Below are 24,572 nucleotides of genomic sequence, written 5' to 3'. Positions count from 1 at the left end.
CGGAATTGCTCCAGAGCGCGCTCAGGCGCCCAGCCGGCTTTTCTCGCTGGCGAGATAGACCTTCAGCTCGTCCATCGAGGCGAAGCTGTATTCGCCATCCGGCGTCCGCGCCCGGATCGAGCCGTCGGCATAGAGCGTGAAATGCGCGTCGCCGACCTGATAGGCGCCGATGACGCCCTCGTCGGAAGCCGCCGGAGCAGGCTCGGGCGGCACCTCCGCGACAGCGGGCTGCGCCACCTCCTCGACCGGCTCCTCCGCCACCTCGGGGAGCGGTTCCGCTTCCGGCTCGTCCGCCGGGGCGTCGAAGGCGGGAGCCTCGGTCCGCGGCGGCCAGGGCGGGGCCGGCGCCGCGGCGGGAGCCGGCTCGTCGGAGGGCGGGAGATCGAGCCGGGGCTCGCGGCGGTCCATCCAGTCTTCCGCCGCGGCGAAGGGATCCGGCTCCGGCGAGAAGGAGGGCTCGATGCGCCCGTCCTCGCGCACCGGTTCCGTTTCCTCCAGATGCCCAGCCAGGCTCTCGCGCAGGGCGCTGAACTCGTCCTGCCCGTCGATGTCGCCGGCCGCCGTCTCGGCGGGCTCGTGGCTTTCCGCCGCGATCTCGACGGGAGGTTCCGGTTCCGGCGCCGCGTCGAACATGTCGGGCAGCGGTTCGATCGCCTCGGTCGCGGCAGGCTCGCTCTCGACGGCCGGCTCCGGCTCCTCGAGGTTCTGCGCGACGAGGGCGCCGAACAGGTCCCTGTCCCCGGAGGGCGGGGCCGCCTCGGCCGGCACCGGCGGCGGCGCAGCCTCGGCCAGGGCGCCCGTCGCCACGGCGCCGGCGAGCGCAAGCGACGGGTCGGGTTGCGGCGGCGCGGCCGGCAGCGAGGCTTCAGCGCCGGCCGCGACCACCTCCGCCAACGCCCGCCGGAGCGCGCCGACCTGCTTCAGCACCCAGGCGAACGCAAGCATGATCAGGCCGGTGCCGCTCGCGATCGAGCCGATGATGACCTGGGTGAAGCCGCGCTCGAGCACCAGATAGGGCCAGCCGTCATAGATGGCCCAGGCGCCGCCGCCGAACAGAAGCAGACCCAGAACGGTAAAAATCGCGATCAAATCCGTATCCTCGGCAGGGCAGCGCCGGCGCCGGAGTGAAGCGGGCGCCACGTCGCCATCCAACGCATTGAAGAAGGGAGGGTTTCCAGTCGAAGCGGCTCAAAGGCTGCGCAATCTGACGCGATTGCGGCGACCTGTCGAGGCGACATGCGCATTTCGCGGCAGGAGCGGTTGTCGGCCGGCGCCGGGGCGCTTAACTATCATGAGGAATGGCAGGGCCCCGCGGCTCCGCCTGCCCCAGCGGCAGGCCATTCTCATTCAAGCGATTTCACAAGCCCGAGGAGAGGCGCATGTCCTTTACCCTTCCCGATCTTCCCTACGCCCATGATGCCCTCCAGCCCTTCATGTCGAAGGAGACGCTCGAGTACCATCACGACAAGCACCACCTTGCCTATGTGAACAACGGCAACAACGCCATCAAAGGCACGGAATTCGAGGGCAAGTCGCTCGAGGATATCGTCAAGGGCTCCTACGGCAAGAACGCCGCCGTCTTCAACAATGCCGGCCAGCACTACAACCATCTCCACTTCTGGAAATGGATGAAGCCGAACGGCGGCGGCAAGATCCCCGGCGCGCTGGAGAAGGCGATCGTCGACGCCTTCGGCTCGGTCGACAAGTTCAAGGAAGACTTCATCGCCGCCGGCGCCGGACAGTTCGGCTCCGGCTGGGCCTGGCTCGAGGTCAAGGGCGGCAAGCTTTCCGTCAGCAAGACCCCCAACGGCGAGAACCCGCTGGTCCACGGCGCCACCCCGATCCTCGGCGTCGACGTCTGGGAGCACTCCTACTACATCGACTACCGCAACCGCCGCCCGGACTATCTCAAGGCGTTCCTCGAAAGCCTGGTGAACTGGGACTACGTCGCGGAGCTGCATGCCGCCGCCAAGTGAGCCGGCGGAAAACGGATACGGAAACGGGGCCTCGCGGCCCCGTTTTTTTATGGCTTCGCCAGTGCCGCGCTCAGGCGGCGACGTTGCGCAGGAACTGATCCACCGTCGAATCGAGGCGCTGGGCCTGGTCGGCGACCTCGCCGGCCGCGCCGCGCACCTGCTCGGCCGAGCGGCCCGTCTCCTCGACGCTGTCGGCGAGCACGCTCAGATCGCTCGACACCGAGAGCGCCGAGGAGCTCGCCATGGCGACCCCGCTCGCGATCTCGCCAGTCGCGATGGCCTGCTGCTCGATCGAGGTGGCGACCGAATTGGCGAATTTCTCGATGGCGTTCATGCGCTCGGCGATGTTCTGGATCGAGCCGACGACCTCGCCGGTCGCGCCCTGGATCGCGGCGACCTGGGCCACGATGCGGTCGGTCGCATCCGCGGTCTGGGCGGCCAGCGACTTGACCTCGGAGGCGACCACGGCGAAGCCGCGGCCGGCCTCGCCGGCGCGCGCCGCCTCGATGGTGGCGTTGAGCGCGAGCAGGTTGGTCTGGGCGGCGATGTCGCGGATCAGGTTGACCACCTCGCCGATGGCGCGGGCGGTCTCGTCGAGCGCCTGCACGGAGCCGGCGGTATCGCGCGAGACGGAGGCCGCCTCGACGATCTCGGTGCGGACACGGCGGACCTGGAACTCGACCTCGCGGATGGCCGCGCCCATCTCCTCGGCCGCCTGCGCGGCGTTCTCGACATTGCCGGAGGCGCCGTGCGCGGTGTTGGCGGCGCGCGCGGCGCGCCCGGAGGATTCGGCGGCGACGCGGGCAAGCCCGTCGGAGGCCTCGCGCATGCGCTCGGCATTGTTCTTGAACGCCTCGAGCGCCAGGCCGACATCGGTGCGGAACGAAGTGATCGCATGGTCGACGCCGCGCTGGCGCGCCAGACGCTCGACCTCGGCGAGGCTCTGCTGCTCCTCGAGCGCCGCCCGCTCGGCCAGGCGGATCTTGAGGACACCGAGCGCACGCGCGATCGCGCCGATCTCGTCACGACGATCCAGCGCATCGATCGGCGTCGCGAGATTCCCGTCGGAAATGCTGACGATCGCCTTCGTCATGCTGCGCAGGGGGCGCATTGCCCGCCACAGGCTGAACCAGAGGAGCGGGCCGAGCACCAGGAGGATGAGCAGGCCGAGCCCCATGGTCAGGAACTGCTCGGAAGCCGCCCTGGCCATCAGGCGGGTCTTGTCGAAGCGCAGCGCCACATAGCCGATCTGCCTGTTCTCAGCGCCGACGCGCACGACATGGACCTTCGTCAGGTAGACGCTGTCCTCGATGTCGATCTCGGTGCGCGTCTGCAGCGCCTTCCAGGGCTCCATGCCGATCATCTCGGCCAGCAAGCTCGGCGTCAGCGACAGGCGCGCCTCCGTGCTGCGGGCGGCGGAGGCCAGGGTGGTCAGCTCGTCGCCGACGATACCGGCATCGAAATCGGGGTCGCGCTGCAGCGAGGTGAGGATGTTTCCGAGCGTGCCGTTGTCCCGCGACAGGATCAGCGACGGCGCGGCGTTGACCACCATCAGGGTCAGCCCCGTGACCTTCTGATGCAGATCGGCGCGGGTGCGGGCGTCGTTGTAGCGGGCGATCGCCATCACCACGAAGAGGACCGCCACGGCCACGATCGCGACCGCCGCTGCTGCAATCTGCCGGCTGAGGGAGCCCAGGCCCTGCCCGCCCGGCTGCGCCGGTTCTCCCGCGACGGCTGCGCGCCTGAACAATTTCATCAAACCGGTGATCCCCGAAACCGGCGCAGGCTCCGCGAAGGGCCGCGCCCTGATCGCGCCACAATGGCTGATCCCGGTAAACAAATCGCTTGCGCGGACGATCAATCGCCGAGTTCGCCGAAGCGGCGCAGGGGCATATCCGGCGGCGGCGCGAAGGCTGCGATCGCGGCATGCTCGACAGGGCGCGTCGCGACCACGGGATCGAGGCCGGAAAGCTCGCCGTCGACGAAGCCCGGATGGCACATCACCAGATGGCAGGGGCCCGGCGCGATCAGGAACCGCGCCAGATCGGCGGCGAAATTCCGCCCCGGATCGAAAGGCGCGACGCCCGAAAAGCCGCGATTGACGCGAAAGCCCCGTTTCAGCACGGCAGAGCGGAAGCCGGTGGCGAGGCCGGCGATGACGAGCGCCTTGCCGACCGCCACGCCGCGCGCGCGGATCGCGGCCGGGCGGTCGGCCGGATCGCGCAGATAGAGCGCGCCGGCCGGGTAGCGCCGGGCGAGAGTGTCGAGCAGCGCGCGGCGCACGCCGGGCAGCACATGCACATGCTGGTGCCCGTCGACGAAATCGGGCGGGCGGCCGAGCGCATCCTCGAAGGCATCGAGCTGGCGGGCGATCTCGGCTACGATCTCCGCCCGCGCCGCCGGCGAGGTCGCGGCGGCCAGCGCGACATCCTTCAGGCCCGGCAGGGTGCCGCCGGGCGCCAGGCGCGGCATCGCCGAGAGCGGACCCGCGCAGGTCAGGTTGAGATGCAGGCCGAGATCGGCCCTGGCCTCGAAGGGACGAAGCTCCGGCGCCAGCCGGCGCCAGTGCGGGCGGCTGGTCATCGCGCCGGTGGCGGTCAGCCGGCCGCGCTCCAGCAGATCGAGGATCGCGCGGCTGACGCCCTCCGTCATCGCGAAATCATCGGCGCAGAGGATGAAGCCCTTGGCCATCGCGCTCATTGCTCTTCATTGACCGGGCTCGCGCTATAGCGCGACGCCTCGCGGATGAAAACGCACCGCTTGCGGAAGCCATCGGGCTTGTCGGCCGGCGCGCTTTACGGTTCTGTACGTCGCGCCGCCCGGCGAGGGCGGATCAACGGCGATCGAAAGGTGGTTCGTGTCGGATATCGGGTCCCGGCCGGTTCAGCGTGCGCCCCGGGCCTCCCGCTGGCCGGAGCTTTCCGTCGTCGTGCCCGTGCACAACGAGGTCGACAACCTGTCCCCGCTCGTCGAGCGCCTGCGGGCGGCGCTCGACGGGGAGGTCGCCTCCTGGGAGATCGTCTTCGTCGACGACGGCAGCCGCGACGGCACGCTCGCGGCGATTCGCGATTTCAACGCCGCCGATCCGCGCATCAACGCCGTCTCCTTCAGCCGCAACTTCGGCAAGGAGATCGCGATCGCGGCCGGGCTCGACCATGCGCTGGGCGACGCGGTCGTGATCATGGACGCCGATCTCCAGCACCCGCCGGAGACGATCCCCGCCTTCCTCGCCAAATGGCGCGAGGGCTATCTCAACGTCTACGGCCAGCGCTCGGGCCGCGAGGACGAGACCGCGCTGAAGCGCGGCTTCGCCAAGCTGTTCTACCGCATCTTCGGCTATTTCGGCGAAACGCCGCTGCCGGAGGGCGCCGGCGATTTCCGCCTGCTCGACCGCAAGGCCGTCGACGCGCTGCGGGCGCTGCCGGAGCGGGCGCGCTTCTCGAAGGGGCTCTATGCCTGGGTCGGCTTCCGCTCGGCCGGCGTGCCCTTCCAGGTCGCCGAGCGCGGGCACGGGCAATCCAAGTTCAAATACCGCAAGCTGTTCTCCTTCGCCTTCGACGGGTTGTCCTCCTTCTCGACCGTGCCGCTCAAGATCGCGACCTGGTCGGGCGCGCTGATCGCCGTGATCGCGACGCTGTCGGCGCTCTACTTCATGCTGCGGACGCTCCTGTTCGGCACCGACCTGCCCGGCTTCCCCTCGCTGATCGTCTCGATCATGTTCTTCTCAGGCATCCAGCTCGTCTCGCTCGGCATGATCGGCGAATATGTCGGGCGCATCTTCGCCGAGGTGAAGCGCCGGCCGCTCTACCTGATCGGCGAGCGCGTCGGCTTCGAGGCCCGCACCGTCGATCATCCGCGCGGCGACGCCCTGCCGCCGCTGATCCGCTAGCCGTCTCCATGCTCAGAAACATCCTGTCGGTCGGCGGCTATACGCTGATCTCGCGGCTCACCGGCTTCGTGCGCGACATCGTGCTGGCGGCCGTGCTCGGTGCCGGCGCGACGATGGACGCCTTCTCGGTCGCGCTGCGCCTGCCCAACCATTTCCGCGCGATCTTCGGCGAAGGCGCCGTCAACCAGGCCTATGTGCCGACCTATGCCCAGATCGCCGAGAAGGATGGGCAGGCGGCGGCCGGCCTCTTCGCCGACCGGCTCTTCACCGTGCAGTTCATCGTGCAGATCGTGCTGCTCGCGCTGGCGCTGCCGCTGATGCCGCAGCTGGTCGCGCTGCTGGCGCCGGGCTTCAGCGCCGACCCGGCGGTGTTCGAGCTCGCGGTCACGCTGACGCGAATCACCTTCCCCTATCTCCTGTTCGTGACCATGGTCACCTTCCTGGGCGCCACGCTCAATGCCGTCGACCGCTTCGCCGCCTTCGCCGCCGCGCCGATCCTGCTCAACGTCTGCATCGTCGCGGCGCTGGCCGTGGCCTTCCTGTTCCCGAGCGCGGCGCACGCCGCCGCCTGGGGCGTCGCGATCTCGGGCGTCGCGCAATGGGGCCTGCTCTATGTCGCGGCGAAGCGCGCCGGGGTCGGAAGCCGGCTGGTGCGGCCCCGGATGGATCAAGGCGTCAGGCGCTTCCTCAAGATGTTCGGGCCGGCCGTGATCGGCTCCGCCGGCGTGCAGATCGCGATCTTCGCCGATACGATCATCGCCTCGCTTCTGCCGCGCGGCGGCTATGCGGCGCTCTATTATGCCGAGCGGCTCTATCAGCTGCCGCTCGGGCTGATCGCGATCGCGGTCGGCACCGTCGCGCTTTCGGCGATGAGCCGCGCCATCGCGAAGGGCGACGAGGCCGCCGCCAACGCCGCGCAGAACCGCGCCGTCGCGATCTCGCTTTTCGCCAGCGCGCCCTTCGTCGCCGCCTTCGTCGCCGTGCCCGAGCTGATGGTGGCGGGGCTTTTCCAGCGCGGCGCCTTCGGTGCTGAGGCGAGCGCGGCGGCGGGTGCCGTGCTCTTCGCCTATGCGCTCGGCCTGCCGGCGATCGTGATGATCCGGGCGCAGGTCTCGGCCTTCCAGGCGCGCGGCGACACCATGACGCCGATGCTGGTGGCGCTTGCGGCAATCGCCTGCAACCTCGCGCTGAAGCTCCTGCTCTGGCGCGACTGGGGCGCGCCGGGGCTGGCGCTGGCGACCGCAGCCGGCGCCTGGATCAACCTCGTCACGCTGTTCGTGCTGGCGCTCAGGCGCGGCTGGACGGAGCCGGACCGGCGGCTGCCGGCTTTCGCAGGCGTCGTCTGCGGCGCGGCGGCGATCTGCGGCCTCGCCGCCTGGTGGGGAAAGCCGCTGGCGCTCAGCCTGACCGCCTCCCTGCCCTTCCAACCGCTGCTGATGACGATGCTCATGGTGTCGGGCATCGCGGCCGTGCTCTACGCCCTCCTCGCCGGCGGCGGGCTGAAGGCGGCGGGGCTCTTGCGCTTGCTCAGATAGATCGGACGACGAGGCGCCCTGCCCCGCCAAGCAGCGCCGCCGCTTCCGCGACCATGCGCTGGACGATCTCGCCGGCTGAAGGAATATCGCCGACCAGCCCGACCGCTTCGCCGAAGATCACGGCAGCCCTGTCCGGATCTCCCGCGAGGAAGGCTTCGCGATAGGCCGGCGCCTCCTCGGCGACCGCCGCCTTCAGCGCGGCCTCGCGCCCGGCCCATCGGCCGATGAAGGCATTGTCCGAGACGCGGATGTCGAAGGGCTTCGGCCAGTCGAGCCCGCGGGCGATGTCGGGCAGCGCGGTGCGCACGGTCCCGTCGCCGGTCGCGGCCAGCGCCGCGGCGTGATGGCGCTCATGCACCAGCGCCTCGCGGCTCGCCCAGAAGCGCGTGCCGGCGAGCACGCCATCGGCGCCGAGCATCAGCGCGGCGGCGAGCCCGCGTCCATCGGCGATGCCGCCGGCGGCGACGATGAGCGTATCGGGGCTTTCGCGGGCGACCAGATCGGCCGCCTCGGGCACGAAGGGCAGCGTGGCGCGGCTGGCGCCGTGACCGCCGGCCTCCGTCCCCTGCGCGACGACGATCGCGGCGCCGGACTCGAGGGCCTGCCGGACATGGGCGAGCGACTGGCACTGGCAGATCAGCGGCACGCCCGCCGCCTCGATCTCGGCGGCGAAGGGGCGCGGATCGCCGAAGGAGAGCATCAGCGCGGCGGGCCTGTGCGCCAGCGCCCGCGTCAGAAGCTCCGGCGTCTTCGCCAGCGACCAGGTGATGAAGCCGCAGCCGACCGCCGTCTCGCCGGCCGCCGCGAATTCCCGCTCGATCCAGGCGCTATCGCCATAGCCGCAGCCGATGAGGCCGAGGCCCCCCGCACGGCTGACAGCCGCGGCGAGCGCCCCGCCGCCCGCCAGCGCCATCGGCGCCGAGAGGATCGGATGGGCGATGCCGAGGCGCCGGGTCAGCCGCGTGGCGAGGCGTGCCATGGATTCGGCCCTCCGGCTCAGGCGGCCTTCGCCTTGCCGTGGGCGAAGTCCATGTAGAGTTCGCGCGCGCGGCGCAAGAGCGGGCCGGGCTGGAGCACGCGGTCGTCGATGCGCGTCACCGGCACGCATTTCGCGTAGTTGCCCGAGGTGAAGATCTCGTCGGCCTCAGCGAAATCCTCGTAGCGCAGGCTGCATTCCTCGACGCGCACGCCGTCGGCGCGCAGGAGCCTGATGACGCGCTGGCGGGTGATGCCGTTGAGGAAGGTGCCGTTCGGGACCGGGGTCCTGACCACGCCGTCCCTGGCGAGGAAGACGTTCGAGGTCGCGGTCTCGGCGACATTGCCCTGCATGTCGAGCACCAGCGCGTTGTCGAAGCCGGCGGCCCTGGCCGCCCGCAGCACCCGGGCGTTGTTCGGATAGAGGCAGCCCGCCTTGGAATCGGTCGGGGCGGTCTCCTGCGTCGGGCGGCGATAGGCGCCCCTGGTCACGGAGAAGCCGGTGCCGGGGCCCGGCATCGGCGCCTCGAACAGGCAGAGCGCGAAGCGGGTCGAGTCCGCATCGGGCATGATGGTCGAGGGGCCGTCGGCCTCGGCCCAGTACATCGGCTTGACGTAGAGCGCCGTGCCCGGCGCAAATTTGCGCACACCTTCATGCATCGTCTCGACGATGAACTCCGGCGTGACCGTCGGGTTGAGGCCGAGCGCCAGCGCCGAGCGGTTGACGCGGGCGGCATGCAGGTCGATGTCGGGTGCGACGCCGTCGAAATAGCGGCCCCCGTCGAAGACCGAGGAGCACTGCCACAGCGCATGGCTGCGCGGGCCGACGATGCCGGGATTGCCCTCGTGCCAGGCGCCGTCGAGCCAGGTCCAGGTCTGGGAATACCATGCCATGGCGGCGCTCCGTTCCAGCCGATCCTACCGTGCCGCAGCGTCCTCCCGCCACCGCCCGCAGTCAACATGCGGCGGCGCCGATCGGAATGACGGGATGTGATGGAAGCGATCGGAAGAGGTGATGGATCGCTGATCCTTCGCCCCGTCGCCCGCGGCATGGTCTATAGCGATTCCGCAATTCCCCGAATCGCAGAATTGCTCCAGGCCTTTGCTTTATCGCATTTTCTTCACGCGAGCCGGTGTCCACTTCGCTCGAGAATGCTCTGGAGAAGGAGCCATGCACTGGTCCGATCATGCCGATGCCATAGCCCCTGCCCTGCCCGCTGTCTGGCTCGTGCGGACGGGCGAGAAGCCGCGCGATCTGACGGAGCGCTCCGCGCTCAGGCGCGGCACGGCACGGCGCATCCTGGCCCGCCAGCTCGGCTGCCGGGACAGCGAGGTCGCGATCGGCCATGATCCCGCGGGCCGCCCGTTCATCGCCCTGCCGGACGCGCCCGGCCTGCATCTGTCGCTGGCGACGCGGGCCGGCATCGTCGCCATCGGGCTGGCGCGCCACCCGCTCGGCGTCGATATCGAGGCGGTCGAGGCGGAAGCCCCGCCGCCGCTCGATCTGCTGCATCCGCAGGAGCGGGAGCTTCTGGACAGGGCTGCGCCCGCCGCCCGTCCCCTCGCCTTCGCCCGCCTCTGGGCCGCGAAGGAAGCCTATGTGAAGGCGCTCGGCACCGGCTTCGCCCGGGCGCCGGAGAGCTTTTCCGTCTTCCTTTCGTCGGATGGGCGCTTTTGCGTCGCCGATCCCTTGCGCCGGGCGGAGGCCTCCGGCGAGATCCGCCTCATCGAAGACGGCGGCCGGAACGTCCTGGCCGCCGCCGCGATCGTTCTCGCCTGAGGCCTTGAGGCCTCAGCCCGGCTGGTCGACGGATTTCTTCCTCAGCATGTAGCCGACGGCGCAGACGAAGACCGCGCCGACCACCGCCGCCGTGTAATGCGGCAGGTTCGCCGGGCCGATGCCGAGCGGGCTCACATCGGTCGCGACCGGCACCACCCAGTTCGGCCAGTTCGCCTGGAGCCAGCCCAGCACGGCGATGTCACCGACGATCATCTCCGCCGCGATCCAGCCGAGCAGCGCCGCGCCGGCCCAGACCAGGATCGGGAAGCGCTCGATGATCGAGGTCAGGAGCTGCGCGCCCATGATGATCAGCGGGATCGAGAGCAGGAGGCCGAAGATGAAGAGCTCGGCATGGCCGCGCGCGGCCGCCGCGATGGCGATGACGTTGTCGAGGCTCATCACGGCGTCGGCGATGGCGATGGTCCGCACGGCCTTCCACAGGCTTTCGCTGGCCTCGATGTTGCCGTGCGCTTCCTCCTCGCCGACGGCGAGCTTGATCGCGATCCAGAACAGCAGGATGCCACCGACGATCTTCAGATAGGGCACGCCGAGCAGATAGGTCACGACCAGCGCGAAGACGATGCGCAGGCTGACGGCGGCGCCGGCGCCGAGCCAGATGCCGATCTTCTTGCGGTTCTCCGGCAGGGAGCGGCAGGCGAGCGCGATGACGATCGCATTGTCGCCGGAGAGCAGGAGATCGATCCAGATGATCTGAAGCAGCGACACCCAGAAGGTGGAGGAGGTGAAATCCATCGGCGGTCTGCCCTTTTTTTGGTCAATGAGCCGGATCGGGCCGGCGCGATTTGATCAGATAACCGAGGCCGAGCACCAGCAGCGCCCCCAGGATCGCAGCCGGATATTCGAGCTTCCGCAGCAGATCCTCACCGAAGCGGGCGATCAGCCAGGGGTCGCTCTCGAACATCTCGCCCGCGACCCAGCCGAGCAGCGCCGCCCCCGCCCAGACCAGAACGGGAAAGCGCGCCAGCAGGCCGGTGATCAGCGAGGCACCGAGCACGATCAGCGGGACCGAGAGGACGAGGCCGGCGACGAGCAAGGGAAGCGAATCCCTGGCGACGGCGGCGATCGCCAGCACATTGTCGAGGCTCATGACGATGTCGGCGACGGCCACCGTCTGCACCGCCTTCCAGAGCTTGTTGCTGGCGGCGACCGCATTCTCGTCCTGCCCCTCTTCCTCGACGATGAGCTTCACCGCGATCCAGACGAGCAGGACCGCGCCGAGCAGGCGCAGGAAAGGCGCGTTCAGCAGCGAGGCGATCGCGACCGTGAACAGCACGCGCAGCATGACCGCGACGCCGGCACCGAGGGCGATGCCCTTCACCCGCTGCTGCGGCGCGAGCGCGCGGCAGGCGAGCGCGATGACGACGGCGTTGTCGCCCGAGAGCACGATGTTGAGCAGGACGATCTCGGCGAGCTTCCCCCAGACCAGCGGATCGACGATGGAAACCGACGACAAGTCCATGTTCCAAAAACCTCAGGCTATTTTCTCGGGAAACGTCATCGCCGAACCACCTTGGGCAGTGCGGACAATTGCCGAATCCTTCCCGGCCGGCGCCACCATTGTCATTCGGGCGCGCGCCGCAGGCGCGAACCCGGAACCCACGACCGGGTAGGACAGTTCCTGTCCGGTTGCGGGCCCCTCACCCGGTCGTGGGTTCCGGGTTCTTCGCTGCGCGAAGCCCCGGAATGACAGCGGCAGGGCAAGTGTCCACATCGCCTAGAGCGCCTGCTCGACCGCCTTGCCGGCAGCCTCGGTGCCCAGCGCGCCGCCGAGGTCGCGGGTGCGGGTGCGGGCATCGCCGAGCGCGCGCTCGATCGCCGCCTCGATTCCCTTGGCGGCCTCGTGCTCGCCGAGATGGTCGAGCATCATCGCGCCCGACCAGATCATGCCGACCGGATTGGCGATGCCCTGCCCCGCGATGTCGGGCGCCGAGCCATGGACCGGCTCGAACAGGGACGGATGGTCGCCGGCCGGGTTGATGTTGCCCGATGGTGCGATGCCGATCGTGCCGGTGCAGGCGGGGCCGAGATCGGACAGGATGTCGCCGAACAGGTTCGAGGCGACGACGACGTCGAAACGGTCCGGGTTCAGCACGAAATGCGCGGTCAGGATGTCGATATGGTACTGGTCGACCGCGATGTCCGGATAATGCTTCGCCATCTCCTTCACCCGCTCGTCCCAATAGGGCATGGTGATCGAGATGCCGTTCGACTTGGTGGCCGAGGTCAGCTTCCTGCGCGGCCGGCGGCTCGCCAGCTCGAAGGCGTATTTCAGCACGCGGTCGATGCCGACGCGGCTCATCACCGTCTCCTGGATGACGATCTCGCGCTCGGTACCGGCATACATGCGCCCGCCGACCGAGGAATATTCGCCCTCGGTATTCTCGCGCACGACGAAGAAATCGATGTCGCCGGGCTTGCGGCCGGCGAGCGGGCCGGGCACGCCCGGCATCAGCCGCACCGGCCTGAGGTTGACGTATTGGTCGAACTCGCGCCGGAACAGCAGCAGCGAGCCCCAGAGCGAGACATGGTCCGGCACCTGCGCCGGCATGCCGACGGCGCCGAAATAGATCGCGTCATGGCCGCCGATCTTCTCCTTCCAGTCGTCGGGCAACATCTTGCCGTGCCGGGCGTAGTAGTCGCAGGAGGAGAAATCGAACTGGTCTAGCCTGAGCTCGAAGCCGAATTTCTTCGCCGCCGCCTCCAGAACGCGCAGGCCCTCGGGCATGACCTCCCTGCCGATGCCGTCGCCGGCGATGACGGCGATGCGGTAGATGCGATTGGTCCCGGTCATGCGTCGTCTCCGAAGAAGGCCCTGAACTCGGCTGCGACGAGATCGGGGACCTCCTCCGCCAGATAATGGCCGCCCGACAGGGCATGGCCGCGTACATCCTGCGCACGCTCTCGCCATAAGGCCAGAGGGTCGAAGCATCTGCCGATGATGCCGTTGGCGCCCCAGAGCGCGAGCAGCGGCTGCGCCAGCTTGCGCCCGCCATCCGCGTCGTCATGGCGGATGTCGATGGTGGCGGCGGCGCGGTAATCCTCGCAGGAGCCGTGGATCACCGCCGGATCGGCAAAGCAGCGCAGGTAGTGAGCCAGGGCTTCGGGGGCGAAAGGCGTCATGCCAGCCGAGCCGGAACCGCATTTCTTGCGCCAATACGCCTCCGGATCGGCGCCGATCATGCGCTCCGGGAAGGGCGCGGGCTGGATCAGGAAGAACCAGTGCCAATAGGCGCGGGCGAAGGCGTCGGTCGTATGCGCATACATCTCGCGCGTCGGCGCGATGTCGAGCGTGGCGAGACGGGTGACGCGGTCGGCATGGTCGAGCGCGAGGCGATGGCCGACGCGAGCGCCGCGATCATGCCCGCCGACGCAGAAGCGCTGATGGCCGAGCGCGCTCATCACCTCTGCCATATCCTGCGCCATGGCGCGCTTGGAATAGGGAGCGTGCGCGGCGTCGCTCTCCGGCTTGCCGCTGTCGCCATAGCCGCGCAGATCGGCGCAGACGAGGGTGAAGCGGTCCTTCAGCCGCGCCGCGACCTCGTGCCAGAGCGCATGGGTCTGCGGATAGCCGTGCAGCAGCAGGAGCGGCGGCCCTTCGCCGCCGGTGCGCACGCGGATCAGCGTGCCCGACGTCTTAACGTCGAGCAGGCGAAACCCGGGAAACAGATTGTCCGTGACAGGGCGTTCGGCGAGGGGCATGGAATCGGGAGAGGCAAGAACAGGTCACCGGATACCCCGAAAGGGCCGGGATTTCCCCCACGGATTATTACACAATCCTGACCAATGGTGGGAAGCGCCACCCTCGCCCGCCCCCTCAGCCGCGCAGGGTGGCGCCGTGGCGCTTGCTCATCTCGGCGACGATCCTGGCACCCACCGCCTCGATCTCGGCCTCGGTCAGCGTCTTCTCGGTCGGCTGCAGGGTGACAGCCAGCGCCACCGACTTGCGGCCGGCATCGACGCCTTGCCCCTCATAGAGATCGAAGACCCCGACGGAGGCGATCAGCGCGCGGTCGGCGCCCTGCGCGGTCTTGACCATCTCGCCGGCCGCCACCGCCTTGTCGACGATGAAGGCGAAATCGCGCGTCACCGGCTGGAATTCGGAGAGGGAAAGCTTCGGCTTGACCTTGGTCGGCCGGTGCTTCGGCGGCGGCAGCGCATCGAGATGGATCTCGAAGGCGATGAGCGGCCCCTTCACGTCGAGCGCCTTGAGGATCCGGGGATGGACCTCGCCGAAGGCGCCGATCACGCCCTTGGGGCCGAATTGCAGCGTGGCCGAGCGGCCGGGATGGGCCCAGGCGGGGCCGCCGGCGACGAGCTGGAGGCCGCCGGTCGGAACGCCGAGCCCCGAGAGCAGGCCGAGCGCGTCCGCCTTGGCGTCGAAGACGTCGACGGGCTTCACGCCGCCGTCCCAATGCCGGCCGGTGCCACCGAGGCGGGCGGTGCCGCGGCGCAGGCCGGTGGCCGCGACGAGCTGGCCCTCCGGCTCGTCGCTTTTGAAGACCTGCCCGACCTCGAACAGCGCGACATCGGGAAAGCCGCGATCGGCATTGCTCTGCGCGGCGCGGATCAGCCCCGGCAGCAGCGAGGGCCGCATGTCGGAGAGATCGGCCGCGATCGGGTTGGCGAGCGCGAGCGCAGGCGAACCGCCGCCGAAGAGCTTGGCCTGATCATGCGAAATGAAGGACCAGGTCACCGCCTCGACGAGGCCGCGCGCCGCGAGCGCGCGCTTGGCGAGGCGGGTGCGCTTCTGGAGCACGGTCAGCACCGGCTTGATCACTTCGCCCCGGATGCGCGGCAGCGGCGTCGCGGCGACGCGATCGAGGCCGGCGATGCGGACGATCTCCTCGACCAGATCAGCCTTGCCGCCGACATCGGCGCGCCAGGAGGGGGCTGCGACCTTGACCCGGTCGCCCGCGCCCGAGACATGGAAGCCGAGCGAGGTCAGCGCCAGCTTCATCTCGACCTGCGGCAGGTCGAGCCCGGTCAGGCGCCTGACCTCAGACCAGGGGAAGTCGATCGCGGCCGGGCTGTCGGGTATTTCGCCCACGAATTCCATCTCGGAGGCTTGCCCGCCGCAGAGCTCGATCACCATCGCGGTGGCGAGATCGAGGCCGGGGCGGGTGAAGTCCGGATCGACGCCGCGCTCGAAGCGATAACGCGCGTCCGAGTTGATGCCGAGCGCGCGGCCCGAGCGGGCGACGTTGAGCGGGTCCCAGAGCGCGCTCTCGATCAGCACGTCGGTGGTGGCCTCGCTGCTGCCCGACGCCTCGCCGCCCATGATGCCGGCGAGCGATTCGACGCCGTTCCCGTCGGCGATGACGACCTGCTCGTCGCTCAGCGCATAGGTCTTGCCGTCGAGGGCGAGGATCGTCTCGCCCGGCTTGGCGCAGCGCACGGTGAGGTTGCCCTTGACCTTGGCGGCATCGAAGACGTGCAGCGGCCGGTTGCGGTCGAGCGTCATGAAATTGGTGATGTCGACCAGCGCGTTGATCGGCCTGAGGCCCACCGCGCGCAGCCGCGCCTGCAGCCAGTCCGGCGAGGGACCGTTCTTCACCCCGCGCACGAGGCGCAGCGCGAAGGCCGGGCAGAGCTTGCGGTCCTCGTCAGCGAAATCGAGCGTGACCTTGACCGGGCACGGAAAGGCGCCGCGCACCGGCGGCACAGGCTTTGATTTCAGCTTGCCGAGGCCGGCGGCGGCGAGGTCGCGGGCGATGCCGGCGACGCCGAGCGCATCGGCGCGGTTCGGCGTCACCGCGATCTCGATCACGGCGTCGTCGAGCCCGGCATAAGGCGCGTAGGGCTCACCGACCGGGGCATCGTCCGGCAATTCGATGATGCCGTCATGGTCGTCGGAGAGTTCCAGCTCGGCTTCCGAGACCAGCATGCCGTTCGATTCGACGCCGCGGATCACGCCCTTGCCGAGCGTGATCTTCTTGCCCGGAATATAGCTGCCGGGCGGGGAGAACACGCCCTTCATGCCGGTGCGGGCATTGGGCGCGCCGCAGACGACCTGCACGGGCTCGCCCGCGCCGGTATCTACCAGGCAGACGCGCAGGCGATCGGCATTGGGGTGCTGCTTCGCCTCGACGACATAGGCGATGGTGAAGGCCGAAAGCGCGGCGGCGCGATCCTCGATCGCCTCGACCTCCAGGCCGATGCGGGTCAGGGCATCAGTGATCTCCGCGACGGAGGCATCGGTGTCGAGGTGCTCTTTGAGCCAGGAAATCGTGAATTTCATCGCGCTATCGGGTCAGCTTTGCCGGATCGTCAGGAGGAGAGGCCGCCGGTGAGCGTCGGCAGATCGAGCGGGCGGAAGCCGTAATGGCTGAGCCAGCGCACATCCGCCTCGAAGAAGGGGCGCAGATCCGGCATGCCGTATTTCAGCATGGCGATGCGGTCGATGCCCATGCCCCAGGCGAAGCCCTGATAGACCTCCGGATCGACCCCGCAATTCCTCAGCACGTTCGGGTGGACCATGCCGCAGCCCAGGATCTCCAGCCAGTCCTCGCCCTCGCCGAAGCGGATCTCGCCGCCCTTGCGCGAGCACTGGATGTCGACCTCCATCGAGGGCTCGGTGAAGGGGAAGAAGGACGGGCGGAAGCGCATCTTCACGTCGTCGATCTCGAAGAAGGACTTGCAGAACTCCTCCAGGATCCATTTCAGGTGGCCGAGATGGGCCGATTTGTCGATGACCAGCCCCTCGACCTGATGGAACATCGGGGTGTGGGTCTGGTCGGAATCGTTGCGGTAGGTGCGGCCCGGACAGATCACGCGGATCGGCGGCTCCTGCGCGAGCATGGTGCGCACCTGCACCGGCGAGGTGTGGGTGCGCAGGAGCTTGCGTTCGCCGTTCGCATCCGGGGCGAAAAAGAAGGTGTCGTGCATCTCGCGGGCCGGGTGGCCTACGGGGAAGTTCAGCCTGGTGAAGTTGAGGTCGTCGGTCTCGACATCCGGTCCCTCGGCGATGGCGAAGCCCATGTCGCCGAAGATCGCGGTGATCTCGTCGATGACCTGGCTGATCGGATGGATGCGGCCGCGCGCCTCGGGGCCGTCCTGCACCGGCAGCGACACGTCGACGCGCTCGGCGGCGAGCCTTGCCTCCAGCGCGGCCTCGCCCAGCGCCTCCTTGCGGGCGGCGATCGCGCCCTGCACGCGGTCGCGCAGGCCGTTGATCCGCGGCCCCATCTCTCTGCGCTCGTCGGGCGTCATGGTGCCCAGCGTCTTCAAAAGCGCCGAGATAGAGCCGGATTTGCCCAGCGCTGCGATGCGCACATCCTCGACGGCGGATTCGTCGGCGGCGGCAGCGAGCGCGGCGAGCGTGTCGCGTTCCAGGGTGGCGATGTCGGTCATGAAGGGTCGCGAGCTTTGAAGTCGTGGGAACGGGCGCGTTCTAGCGGGAACGGCCGGCTTATGCCAGAGCGAAGCGACGAGATCAGGAGGATGCCTTGCCCGACGCCACTGCCCAGAAGGAATCGCCGTCCTATCGGCTCGCCGCGCTCGATCCCGATTTCATCCTCGGCGATTCGACCCGCGGCGCCCGCTTCATGCTGGAATACCAGAAGGCGGAAGACCATTTGCGCCTGCGCGGCGTGGTCTCGACCATCGTCGTCTTCGGCTCGGCGCGCGTACGCGAGGGCAATCCCTGGTACGAGGCGGCGCGGCAGTTCGCGCGGATCGCCTCGGAGCGCGGCGGGGCGCTGCGCGACGGCGAGGCCGGGCGCTACCGCGTCATCGCCACCGGCGGGGGGCCGGGCATCATGGAGGCGGCCAATCGCGGCGCGACCGAGGCCGGCGCGCTCTCGATCGGCTTCAACATCACCCTGCCGCACGAGCAGGAGCCGAACGCCTGGTCGACGCCGGACCTGACCTTCCGCTTCCACTATTTCGCGATGCGCAAGATGCATCTGGCGATGCGCGCGGCGGCGCTCGTCGTCTTCCCCGGCGGCTTCGGCACGCTCGACGAGCTGTTCGAGATCATGACGCTGGTCCAGACCGGCAAGATGGGGCCGGTGCCGATCGTGCTCTACGATTCCGGCTACTGGCGGGGCTTGCTCAACCTCGAGACGATGGCGCAGGCCGGCTTCATCCGCCCGGAAGACCTGAAGCTCTTCGCCTATGCCGATACGCCGGAGGAAACCTACCAGCGCATCGTCGACGGCGCAGGCGACGGCTGGGACCCGCCGCACAACGGCAGCGTGCAGACGTAGCCGCCAAGGAAAAAGGCCGGCGTCGCCGCCGGCCTTTCTACAAATTCAGCGATGCAAAGCCGCTCAGGCGGCCTTGGCCTCGGCACCCAGCGCGCCCTTGACCGTCTCGACCACCGCGGCGAAGGAGGCGGCGTCGTCGATGGCCATGGCCGAGAGGGTCTTGCGGTCGAGCTCGACGCCGGCCTTGATCAGGCCGCCGATGAAGACCGAATAGGTCAGGCCGTGCTCGCGTACCGCGGCGTTGAGGCGCTGGATCCAGAGCGCGCGGAAGGAGCGCTTCTTGTTCTTGCGGTCGCGATAGGCGTACTGCATCGAGCGATCGACGGCCGCCTTGGCGGCGCGGATCGTATTCTTGCGGCGGCCATAGAAGCCCTTGGCGGCCTTGAGCGTCTTCTTGTGCTTGGCGTGGGCGGTCACGCCCCGTTTCACGCGAGCCATGTCATGATCTCCGGTTACTCAGGTGGCGTCAGCCGTTGGGGAGGTAGAACTTCTTCACGTTGGCAGCATCGCCCTCGAACAGGGTCGTGGTGCCGCGAAGATTGCGGATCTGCTTGTTGGTCCGCTTGATCATCCCGTGACGCTTGCCGGCCTGGGCATAGAGGACCTTGCCGGTTCCGGTGATCTTGAACCGCTTCTTGGCGGCCGATTTGGTCTTCATCTTGGGCATTTCAGCTCCTATCGATCGTAGGCCCGCGCGCCTTGCGGCGGCTTTGAGCCAATGTCTTGCTTTCAGGAAGCAAAGAACGACCGCCACGGCAGCCCTTATCAGCCGGGCGATCGAAGGCCGGGCCTATCGCAGAAAAGCAGCCGGCTGGCAAGGATCAACTCGCCGCAGCAACGAAAAAGCGCGCCCTAAAGGCGCGCCCTTTCCGAAAAACCCGCTCGGCCCGGGCTCAGCGCGGGGCGAGCACCATCACCATCTGGCGGCCTTCGAGCTGCCAGTCGCTCTCGACCTTGGCGATCTCGGCGGTATCGACCTTGACGCGCTCCAGCACCTTCACGCCGAGATCCTGATGCGCCATCTCGCGGCCGCGGAAGCGCAGGGTGACCTTCACCTTGTCGCCCTCCTCGAAGAAGCCGTGCATGGCCTTCATTTTCACGTCGTAATCGTGCTTGTCGATGCCCGGGCGCAGCTTGATCTCCTTGATCTCGATGGTGCGCTGCTTCTTGCGCGCCTCCGAAGCCTTCTTCTGCTCGAGGAAGCGGAAGCGGCCGTAATCGAGGATCTTGCAAACCGGAGGGACGGAGTTCGGGGCGATCTCGACGAGGTCGAGGCCGGCATCCTCGGCAAGCTTCAGCGCATCGAAGAAGGAGACCACGCCACGGTTGGCGCCGGTATCGTCGATGAGCTGGACTTCGCGAACCCCGCGGATGTCACGGTTCGAGCGGGGACCTTCCTTGGTCGGGGTCGGGGCGGCACGGTACGGACGGCGAATGGGGACTTCTCCTGTATTTGGCGCAGCTCGCGCCGTTGTCGCAGACACATTGCACAAAGACGCGCGTTGTCAATGGATGACGCGGCGGAACCTCAGCTTCCCAGAAGGGCGCAGTAGACGTCGAGCGTCTCGGCGACCATCGCCTCCAGCGAGAAATGCCGCTCGACATGCGCCCGCGCCCGCCGCGCCAGCGCATCGCGGGCGGAAGGGCGCAAGCCCAGCGCCTCGCCCAGGCCCGCCGCAAGGGCCGCGGCATCGTCCGGCGGCACGCGCCAGCCGGTGCGCTCGCCGGCTGTGGCCTGCGGCGGCGCCAGCACGGTCTCGGGCACGGCGCCGAGATCGGAGACGACGACGGGCGTGCCCATCGCCTGCGCCTCGACCGCGACGCGGCCGAAGGCTTCCGGATCGGTCGAGGGCACCGCGACGACCGCGGCCGCCAGCATCGCCGCCGGCATGTCGGTGCAGTGGCCGACGCGCTTGACGCGGCCCTCCAGCCCGGCCTTGGCGATCAGCCCATCGAGCTCCTTGACGTAGCCGTCGCGCCCTTGCGCGTCGCCGGCGAGGATGAAGGCGGTGTCGGTGTCGCCGCCCTCGGCCATCAGGCGCGCGGCCTCGATCAGCACGCGCTGGCCCTTCCAGCCGGTGAGCCGGCCGGGCAGGAGCACGATGCGCCGATGCGGCTCGACGCCCCAGGCGCGGCGCAGCGCCTGCACCCGCTCGGCCCCGACCGCCGCCGGGGCGAAGGCCGAGAAATTGGTGCCGCGATTGACGATCCTGATCCGGTCGCGGGCGATCGGGTGCTTCGCCAGGATGAGATCGGCGGTATAGGCCGAGTTGGCGATTACCACGTCGCCGCGCGCCATCACCGAATTATAAAGGGTCTTCACCGCCGAGCGGCTGTTGTAGGAGCCGTGATAGGTGGTGACGAAGGGCAGCTTCAGGAGCCGTGCCGCGCCCAGCGCAACCCAGGCCGGGGCGCGCGAGCGGGCGTGGATCAGCTCGACCCCTTCCTGCCTGCAGAGCAGCGCCAGCCTGCGGATGTTGAGGAGCATCGCGACCGGGTTCTTGGAGGCGGCGGGGAACGGCAGCCAGATTCCGCCCTTGGCCTGCAACTCGGCGACGAGACGCCCGCCTTCGGTCGCGACGAGGGCGCGCGCGCCGGCATCGGTCAGCCCCTTGGCGATGTCGACGGCGGTGCGCTCGGCCCCGCCGGCCTCGAGCTCGGGAATGATCTGCAGGATCGTCCGCCCCGCGAGCGGATGCGTCTCTGTCGAAGGCAGCGAAAGATGGGCACCCGGCTTGAAGGACATGCGCTCTTGGTCTGGACTTTCGTGAACGGAGACGAATATGCCCCTATCGGATCGCTGCCGCAGCCTCTAATCGCCGCGGCCCCCTGATTCGTCACAGGAGATTTGCCTTGGAGCGTCAGCCGCCGCAATGGCTCGAAATCGGCGAAGGCCGGCGCCGCCTCGCCTGCCTGATGCAGGAGGGCGACGGCGCCCCCATCGTCTGGCTCGGCGGCTTCCGCTCCGACATGCGCGCGACCAAGGCCGAGGCGCTGGCCGCCTGGGCGCGCGCGCAGGGCCGCGCCGGCCTGCGCTTCGACTATGGCGGCCATGGCGAAAGCGAGGGCGATTTCGCCGGCTTCACCCTGTCCGACTGGCTTGGCGACGCGCTCGCCGCCATCCGCAGCCTGTGCCGGCAGCCTCCGATCCTGGTCGGCTCCTCGATGGGCGGCTGGATCGCCCTGCTCGCGGCGCGCGCGCTGTCGGGCTCGGCCCTGCAGCCGGCGGGCCTCGTGCTGATCGCGCCGGCGGTCGATTTCACCGAGGAGCTGATGTGGGCGCAGATGCCCGATGCCATCCGCCGGACGATTCTGGAGGAAGGCGTCTGGCTGCGCCCCTCGGAGTATTCGCCCGAGCCGACGCCGATCACGCGGGCCCTGATCGAGGACGGGCGCCGCCACCTCCTGTTCGGCGGCGAGATCAAGGCCGGCTGCCCGGTCCATATCCTTCAGGGCATGCGCGACCCCGACGTGCCCTGGCGCCAGGCGCTGAAGCTCGTCGAGCATCTCAGCGGCGATCCGGTCGTGCTGACGCTCGTCAAGGACGGCGACCATCGCCTGTCCGCGCCGGAGGATATCGCGCGGCTGCAGGCGGCGGTCGCCGGGATGGCGGCCGGCCTCAGTGGACGCTGACCATCTTCAGGTCGTGCTCCCAGGCGTTGGCGGTCGCGGCCTCGCGCGAATCCGTCACCAGGATCGGCGCGCCATCGGCCGAGAGCAGGGTGAAGAGCTGCAAGCCGGGCTCGATCTTGGGCGCCTGCGGGAAAATCCGCATCAGCTCGTCCGAGGTCATCGACTTGACATAGGCGACCTCTCCGGTGCCGAGCGCGGCGAATTCCGCAGGCGTCAGCGGGTTGGTCTGAACGGCATTCCTGTCCTGTTTCATCGCGCCCTCCTTCAGAGCAGTGCGAATGCGGTTTCGATAGTGCGCCTTCAATGATGAACAGATGCGAAAACCGCGAACGCATCCTTCGAAAGCCGGACGGTCAACCGTCCTCTACTCGCGGCTCATGATATCGATACGCCGGACGAGCCGTTCCGGTTCCGGCCTGACCAGATCGATCGCGAGCAGGCCGTTCGAAAGGTCGGCGCCGAGGACCTGCATGCCCTCGGCCAGCAGGAAGCTGCGCTGGAACTGGCGCGCGGCGATGCCGCGATGCAGGAACTGCCGGTTCTTGTCGTCGCTCTGGCGGCCGCGGATCGTGAGCTGGTTCTCCTCCAGCGTGATCTCGAGCTCACCGCGGGCGAAGCCGGCCACGGCCAGCGTGATGCGCAGGCGATCGGGCTCCTCTTCCGTTCTGGGCAGCCGCTCGATGTTGTAGGGCGGATAACCCTCACTCGCTCCCTTGGCGACGCGATCGAGCGCACGCTCGATATCGTCGAAGCCGAGCAGGAACGGATGGGACAGGCTTGGCGTACGCGTCATCTTCACAGGCCCTCGAAAGGCGCCTCACGAACATCGGGACCCGCCGCCGGCAGCATCCCGCGGGCGAAAGGCGAACCCTTCCGCTTGTCCGAAGATATGGCGAAGCGCAGGAGCCGCTTCAAGGGGAGGAGGCCTGCGCCTGTGGCCCACGGATGAAGAATGGTACAGCCACCCCGGCTTGAACGGGGGACCTCTAGATCCACAATCTAGCGCTCTAACCAACTGAGCTATGGCTGCCCAAACCGAGGCTGCTTGACCGGCCGCCACGGCGGGGTCGTCAGCGGCGCGGAACCTAGTGCCGACGCGCCGCTTTTGCAACCGTGGAATTCGACGCCGCCGCCGGAAAGGCGCGGCGGCGGCCGGTCAATCCTTGCGCAGCGCGGTGTTGGCCGCCCGCGCCAGTTCCTTCAGGTGCTCGGCATAGGATTCATAGCTGCGGCGCACCGCCTTGGCCTGGAGCGCGATGGCCTCCGAAGCGCTCTTGCTGCGCGCCAGCGTCTGCGCGTCGGTGAGCGTCGCCTCCAGCTCGGCGCAGGCATGGTCGAGCATGCGGGCCTGCAAGGCGCCGAAGGCGCGCGCCATGGTCAGGGTCTGGCTCATCATCGTCTGCGTCGCGACGGCTGCCGCCTCGGGCGGGCGGGGCAAGGGCAGCGAATCGAGCGAAGCCGGCGGCGCCTTGGCGGCCGGCGCGGGAGCCGGAGCAGGCACCACCGGCTCGGCAGGAACCGGCTCGGCAGGAACCGGCTTCGCTTCGGTGACAGGGGTCCCGGCCTTCGGCGCCACGGTCTGCACGACCGGCGTCACCGGTTTCGGCGCGCGCACCATCGCGGGCTTCGCGGCAGGAGCGGGCCGCGCCGCGGCGACGGGAGCCGGCGGCGGCACGGGGGCGGGCTTTGCGGGCGCGGACGGCGCGGCAGCGGATGGCCGCACGGGCGCGGCATTCCGCGTCTTGTCGGATTTCGGCGTGGACGGCTGAATCTCGGCGGGCGCGGAGCTCAGCGCCTTCACCGGAGGCAGGCTGACCGGGACCCTGGACTTGATCCGGGTCGGAGCAGGCTTGACCATGGCGGCTCTCCTTCAACGGCAGGCAGCCGGGCCACAGGGTCCGGCCGAACAGCGGAAACGGCGCCTCGCGGCGCCGGGACGGACGCGCTCAGCGGCCCTTGGTCGCCTTGGTGACGGTTTCGGCGGCCTTGGCTGCGGCGTCCTGCGCGGCAGCGCCGAGGTCCTTGAGCTGGCTCTGGAGGGCGGCGACCTGCGACTTCAGGAACTCCGACTGGTGCTGCATCACCTCGGTCAGGTCCTTCGACTGCACCAGCTTCTGGGCGAGATCGAAAGCGGCCGCGACGTTGTTCTCGGCATAGGCGATCGCCTTGCGGGTCGCTTCCTGGGTGTTGGCACGGGCGCTCTCGGCCGAACCATGGGCGCTGTCGACGGCCTTGTGGGCCGCGCCCATGAAGCCGTCGAACGCCTTGCGGGCTTGCTCGACGCTACGCTCGGCGAATTCGCGCATCTCGGTGGGCACTTCATAAGGCAGCTTGCCGTTCATGGAATCCTCCTGTCCTGTGACGATCCAATCCTCAATAATTGTGCACTGCAATATCACTGTTGCATTGCAATGACAACAGCCAGACCGGTGGCGACGCCGGCCATGTTAACGCTGTTTGGAGGAGATGCGGGAGAGCGATCTTCTGTTCCATGGATTTGCCGCCGTTTGGAAGCTATTAAGGCTTTGTTAGGCATAACGGGTGCGGACCGAACGA

27 protein-coding genes and 1 tRNA gene are annotated in these 24,572 nt (G+C 68.9%); 8 read left to right on the top strand and 20 right to left on the bottom strand.

What is annotated here, in order from left to right; translation table 11 throughout:
- Positions 1–21: 21 nt before the first annotated feature.
- A complete protein-coding gene (locus tag M9917_RS15555) occupies positions 22–1,089 on the bottom strand; it encodes a hypothetical protein (RefSeq protein ID WP_297255149.1) in 1,068 nt (355 codons plus the stop codon).
- 290 nt (positions 1,090–1,379) lie between these two features.
- On the opposite strand from M9917_RS15555, the gene M9917_RS15550 reads away from it, so the two are divergent.
- Positions 1,380–1,976, top strand: a complete 597-nt coding sequence (locus M9917_RS15550) for a superoxide dismutase (protein WP_297255147.1) — start codon at positions 1,380–1,382, stop codon at positions 1,974–1,976.
- Between the two features lie 70 nt (positions 1,977–2,046).
- Here the strand turns inward: M9917_RS15550 and M9917_RS15545 are convergent, their stop codons facing one another.
- Both M9917_RS15545 and M9917_RS15540 read right to left on the bottom strand, forming a co-directional pair.
- Positions 2,047–3,732 carry a methyl-accepting chemotaxis protein gene (locus M9917_RS15545; RefSeq protein WP_297255145.1) on the bottom strand — a complete coding sequence of 562 codons (1,686 nt, stop codon included), beginning with the start codon at positions 3,730–3,732 and terminating at the stop codon, positions 2,047–2,049.
- Positions 3,733–3,833: 101 nt separating this feature from the next.
- Complete coding sequence (locus tag M9917_RS15540; RefSeq protein ID WP_297255143.1) at positions 3,834–4,676, bottom strand: ChbG/HpnK family deacetylase; 843 nt, start codon at positions 4,674–4,676, stop codon at positions 3,834–3,836.
- A 229-nt stretch (positions 4,677–4,905) separates the two neighbouring features.
- Here M9917_RS15540 and M9917_RS15535 point away from each other — a divergent pair, with 229 nt between their 5' ends.
- Positions 4,906–5,865, top strand: a complete 960-nt coding sequence (locus M9917_RS15535; protein ID WP_465246384.1) for a glycosyltransferase family 2 protein — start codon at positions 4,906–4,908, stop codon at positions 5,863–5,865.
- An 8-nt stretch (positions 5,866–5,873) separates the two neighbouring features.
- Entirely contained in the window at positions 5,874–7,400 is a 1,527-nt protein-coding gene (murJ, locus tag M9917_RS15530) for a murein biosynthesis integral membrane protein MurJ (protein ID WP_297255141.1), read from the top strand.
- Here murJ and M9917_RS15525 read toward each other — a convergent pair.
- Together M9917_RS15525 and M9917_RS15520 are read right to left on the bottom strand one after the other, a co-directional pair.
- Entirely contained in the window at positions 7,393–8,379 is a 987-nt protein-coding gene (locus tag M9917_RS15525; RefSeq protein ID WP_297255139.1) for an NAD(P)H-dependent flavin oxidoreductase, read from the bottom strand. The two genes, murJ and M9917_RS15525, sit on opposite strands and share 8 nt — an antisense overlap.
- Before the next feature lie 17 nt (positions 8,380–8,396).
- Positions 8,397–9,269, bottom strand: coding sequence for a branched-chain amino acid aminotransferase (locus M9917_RS15520; protein WP_297255137.1), 873 nt, complete (start codon positions 9,267–9,269; stop codon positions 8,397–8,399).
- Positions 9,270–9,546: 277 nt separating this feature from the next.
- Here M9917_RS15520 and M9917_RS15515 point away from each other — a divergent pair, with 277 nt between their 5' ends.
- The gene (locus tag M9917_RS15515; RefSeq protein ID WP_297255135.1) at positions 9,547–10,155 is read left to right on the top strand and encodes a 4'-phosphopantetheinyl transferase family protein; all 609 of its coding nucleotides are present in this window, start codon (positions 9,547–9,549) and stop codon (positions 10,153–10,155) included.
- Between the two features lie 12 nt (positions 10,156–10,167).
- On the opposite strand, the gene M9917_RS15510 is transcribed toward M9917_RS15515, so the two are convergent.
- Entirely contained in the window at positions 10,168–10,908 is a 741-nt protein-coding gene (locus tag M9917_RS15510; RefSeq protein ID WP_297255132.1) for a TerC family protein, read from the bottom strand.
- Positions 10,909–10,930: 22 nt separating this feature from the next.
- Positions 10,931–11,635, bottom strand: a complete 705-nt coding sequence (locus M9917_RS15505) for a TerC family protein (RefSeq protein WP_297255131.1) — start codon at positions 11,633–11,635, stop codon at positions 10,931–10,933.
- Between M9917_RS15505 and M9917_RS15500 the strand changes: the two genes are divergently transcribed.
- Positions 11,613–11,786, top strand: a complete 174-nt coding sequence (locus tag M9917_RS15500) for a hypothetical protein (RefSeq protein WP_297255129.1) — start codon at positions 11,613–11,615, stop codon at positions 11,784–11,786. The genes M9917_RS15505 and M9917_RS15500 overlap by 23 nt on opposite strands.
- 104 nt (positions 11,787–11,890) lie before the next feature.
- On the opposite strand, the gene M9917_RS15495 is transcribed toward M9917_RS15500, so the two are convergent.
- From M9917_RS15495 to pheS, 4 genes are all read right to left on the bottom strand, one after another.
- Positions 11,891–12,967, bottom strand: coding sequence for a tartrate dehydrogenase (locus tag M9917_RS15495; RefSeq protein ID WP_297255128.1), 1,077 nt, complete (start codon positions 12,965–12,967; stop codon positions 11,891–11,893).
- Positions 12,964–13,875, bottom strand: a complete 912-nt coding sequence (locus M9917_RS15490; RefSeq protein ID WP_297255126.1) for an alpha/beta fold hydrolase — start codon at positions 13,873–13,875, stop codon at positions 12,964–12,966. The genes M9917_RS15495 and M9917_RS15490 overlap by 4 nt, the downstream gene beginning before the upstream one ends.
- 115 nt (positions 13,876–13,990) lie before the next feature.
- Positions 13,991–16,414, bottom strand: a complete 2,424-nt coding sequence (pheT, locus tag M9917_RS15485) for a phenylalanine--tRNA ligase subunit beta (protein WP_297255124.1) — start codon at positions 16,412–16,414, stop codon at positions 13,991–13,993.
- 29 nt (positions 16,415–16,443) lie between these two features.
- The gene (gene pheS, locus M9917_RS15480) at positions 16,444–17,526 is read right to left on the bottom strand and encodes a phenylalanine--tRNA ligase subunit alpha (protein WP_297255122.1); all 1,083 of its coding nucleotides are present in this window, start codon (positions 17,524–17,526) and stop codon (positions 16,444–16,446) included.
- A gap of 95 nt (positions 17,527–17,621) precedes the next feature.
- On the opposite strand from pheS, the gene M9917_RS15475 reads away from it, so the two are divergent.
- Entirely contained in the window at positions 17,622–18,383 is a 762-nt protein-coding gene (locus M9917_RS15475) for an LOG family protein (protein ID WP_297255121.1), read from the top strand.
- A gap of 63 nt (positions 18,384–18,446) precedes the next feature.
- Here the strand turns inward: M9917_RS15475 and rplT are convergent, their stop codons facing one another.
- From rplT to M9917_RS15455, 4 genes are all read right to left on the bottom strand, one after another.
- The gene (rplT, locus tag M9917_RS15470) at positions 18,447–18,821 is read right to left on the bottom strand and encodes a 50S ribosomal protein L20 (protein ID WP_297255119.1); all 375 of its coding nucleotides are present in this window, start codon (positions 18,819–18,821) and stop codon (positions 18,447–18,449) included.
- A gap of 28 nt (positions 18,822–18,849) precedes the next feature.
- Positions 18,850–19,050, bottom strand: coding sequence for a 50S ribosomal protein L35 (rpmI, locus tag M9917_RS15465; RefSeq protein WP_297255117.1), 201 nt, complete (start codon positions 19,048–19,050; stop codon positions 18,850–18,852).
- A gap of 226 nt (positions 19,051–19,276) precedes the next feature.
- Positions 19,277–19,819 carry a translation initiation factor IF-3 gene (gene infC, locus M9917_RS15460; protein WP_047575650.1) on the bottom strand — a complete coding sequence of 181 codons (543 nt, stop codon included), beginning with the start codon at positions 19,817–19,819 and terminating at the stop codon, positions 19,277–19,279.
- Positions 19,820–19,911: 92 nt separating this feature from the next.
- Positions 19,912–21,129 (bottom strand): glycosyltransferase family 4 protein, encoded by a 1,218-nt coding sequence (locus tag M9917_RS15455; RefSeq protein ID WP_297255115.1) that lies wholly within the window; start codon positions 21,127–21,129, stop codon positions 19,912–19,914.
- A 170-nt stretch (positions 21,130–21,299) separates the two neighbouring features.
- Here M9917_RS15455 and M9917_RS15450 point away from each other — a divergent pair, with 170 nt between their 5' ends.
- Positions 21,300–22,016 carry an alpha/beta hydrolase gene (locus M9917_RS15450; protein WP_297257091.1) on the top strand — a complete coding sequence of 239 codons (717 nt, stop codon included), beginning with the start codon at positions 21,300–21,302 and terminating at the stop codon, positions 22,014–22,016.
- On the opposite strand, the gene M9917_RS15445 is transcribed toward M9917_RS15450, so the two are convergent.
- The 4 genes from M9917_RS15445 to M9917_RS15430 all read right to left on the bottom strand — a co-directional run bounded on the left by M9917_RS15445 (position 22,003) and on the right by M9917_RS15430 (position 23,409).
- Positions 22,003–22,269 (bottom strand): BQ00720 family protein, encoded by a 267-nt coding sequence (locus tag M9917_RS15445; RefSeq protein WP_297255113.1) that lies wholly within the window; start codon positions 22,267–22,269, stop codon positions 22,003–22,005. The genes M9917_RS15450 and M9917_RS15445 overlap by 14 nt on opposite strands.
- A gap of 111 nt (positions 22,270–22,380) precedes the next feature.
- Entirely contained in the window at positions 22,381–22,809 is a 429-nt protein-coding gene (locus tag M9917_RS15440) for an Hsp20 family protein (RefSeq protein ID WP_297255111.1), read from the bottom strand.
- Positions 22,810–22,969: 160 nt separating this feature from the next.
- Positions 22,970–23,046, bottom strand: a tRNA-His gene (locus M9917_RS15435).
- Positions 23,047–23,172: 126 nt separating this feature from the next.
- Positions 23,173–23,409 (bottom strand): phasin family protein, encoded by a 237-nt coding sequence (locus tag M9917_RS15430; RefSeq protein ID WP_297255109.1) that lies wholly within the window; start codon positions 23,407–23,409, stop codon positions 23,173–23,175.
- On the opposite strand from M9917_RS15430, the gene M9917_RS15425 reads away from it, so the two are divergent.
- Positions 23,390–23,785, top strand: coding sequence for a hypothetical protein (locus M9917_RS15425; RefSeq protein ID WP_297255108.1), 396 nt, complete (start codon positions 23,390–23,392; stop codon positions 23,783–23,785). The two genes, M9917_RS15430 and M9917_RS15425, sit on opposite strands and share 20 nt — an antisense overlap.
- Positions 23,786–23,962: 177 nt before the next feature.
- Here M9917_RS15425 and M9917_RS15420 read toward each other — a convergent pair whose 3' ends face one another.
- Complete coding sequence (locus M9917_RS15420) at positions 23,963–24,358, bottom strand: phasin (RefSeq protein ID WP_297255106.1); 396 nt, start codon at positions 24,356–24,358, stop codon at positions 23,963–23,965.
- Between the last annotated feature and the right edge of the window lie 214 nt (positions 24,359–24,572).

It is taken from the genome of Bosea sp. (in: a-proteobacteria), assembly GCF_023953965.1.
GTDB lineage: Bacteria > Pseudomonadota > Alphaproteobacteria > Rhizobiales > Beijerinckiaceae > Allobosea.
Note: the sequence above shows the minus strand (reverse complement) of the source record. Positions and strands in the feature narration are given on the sequence as shown.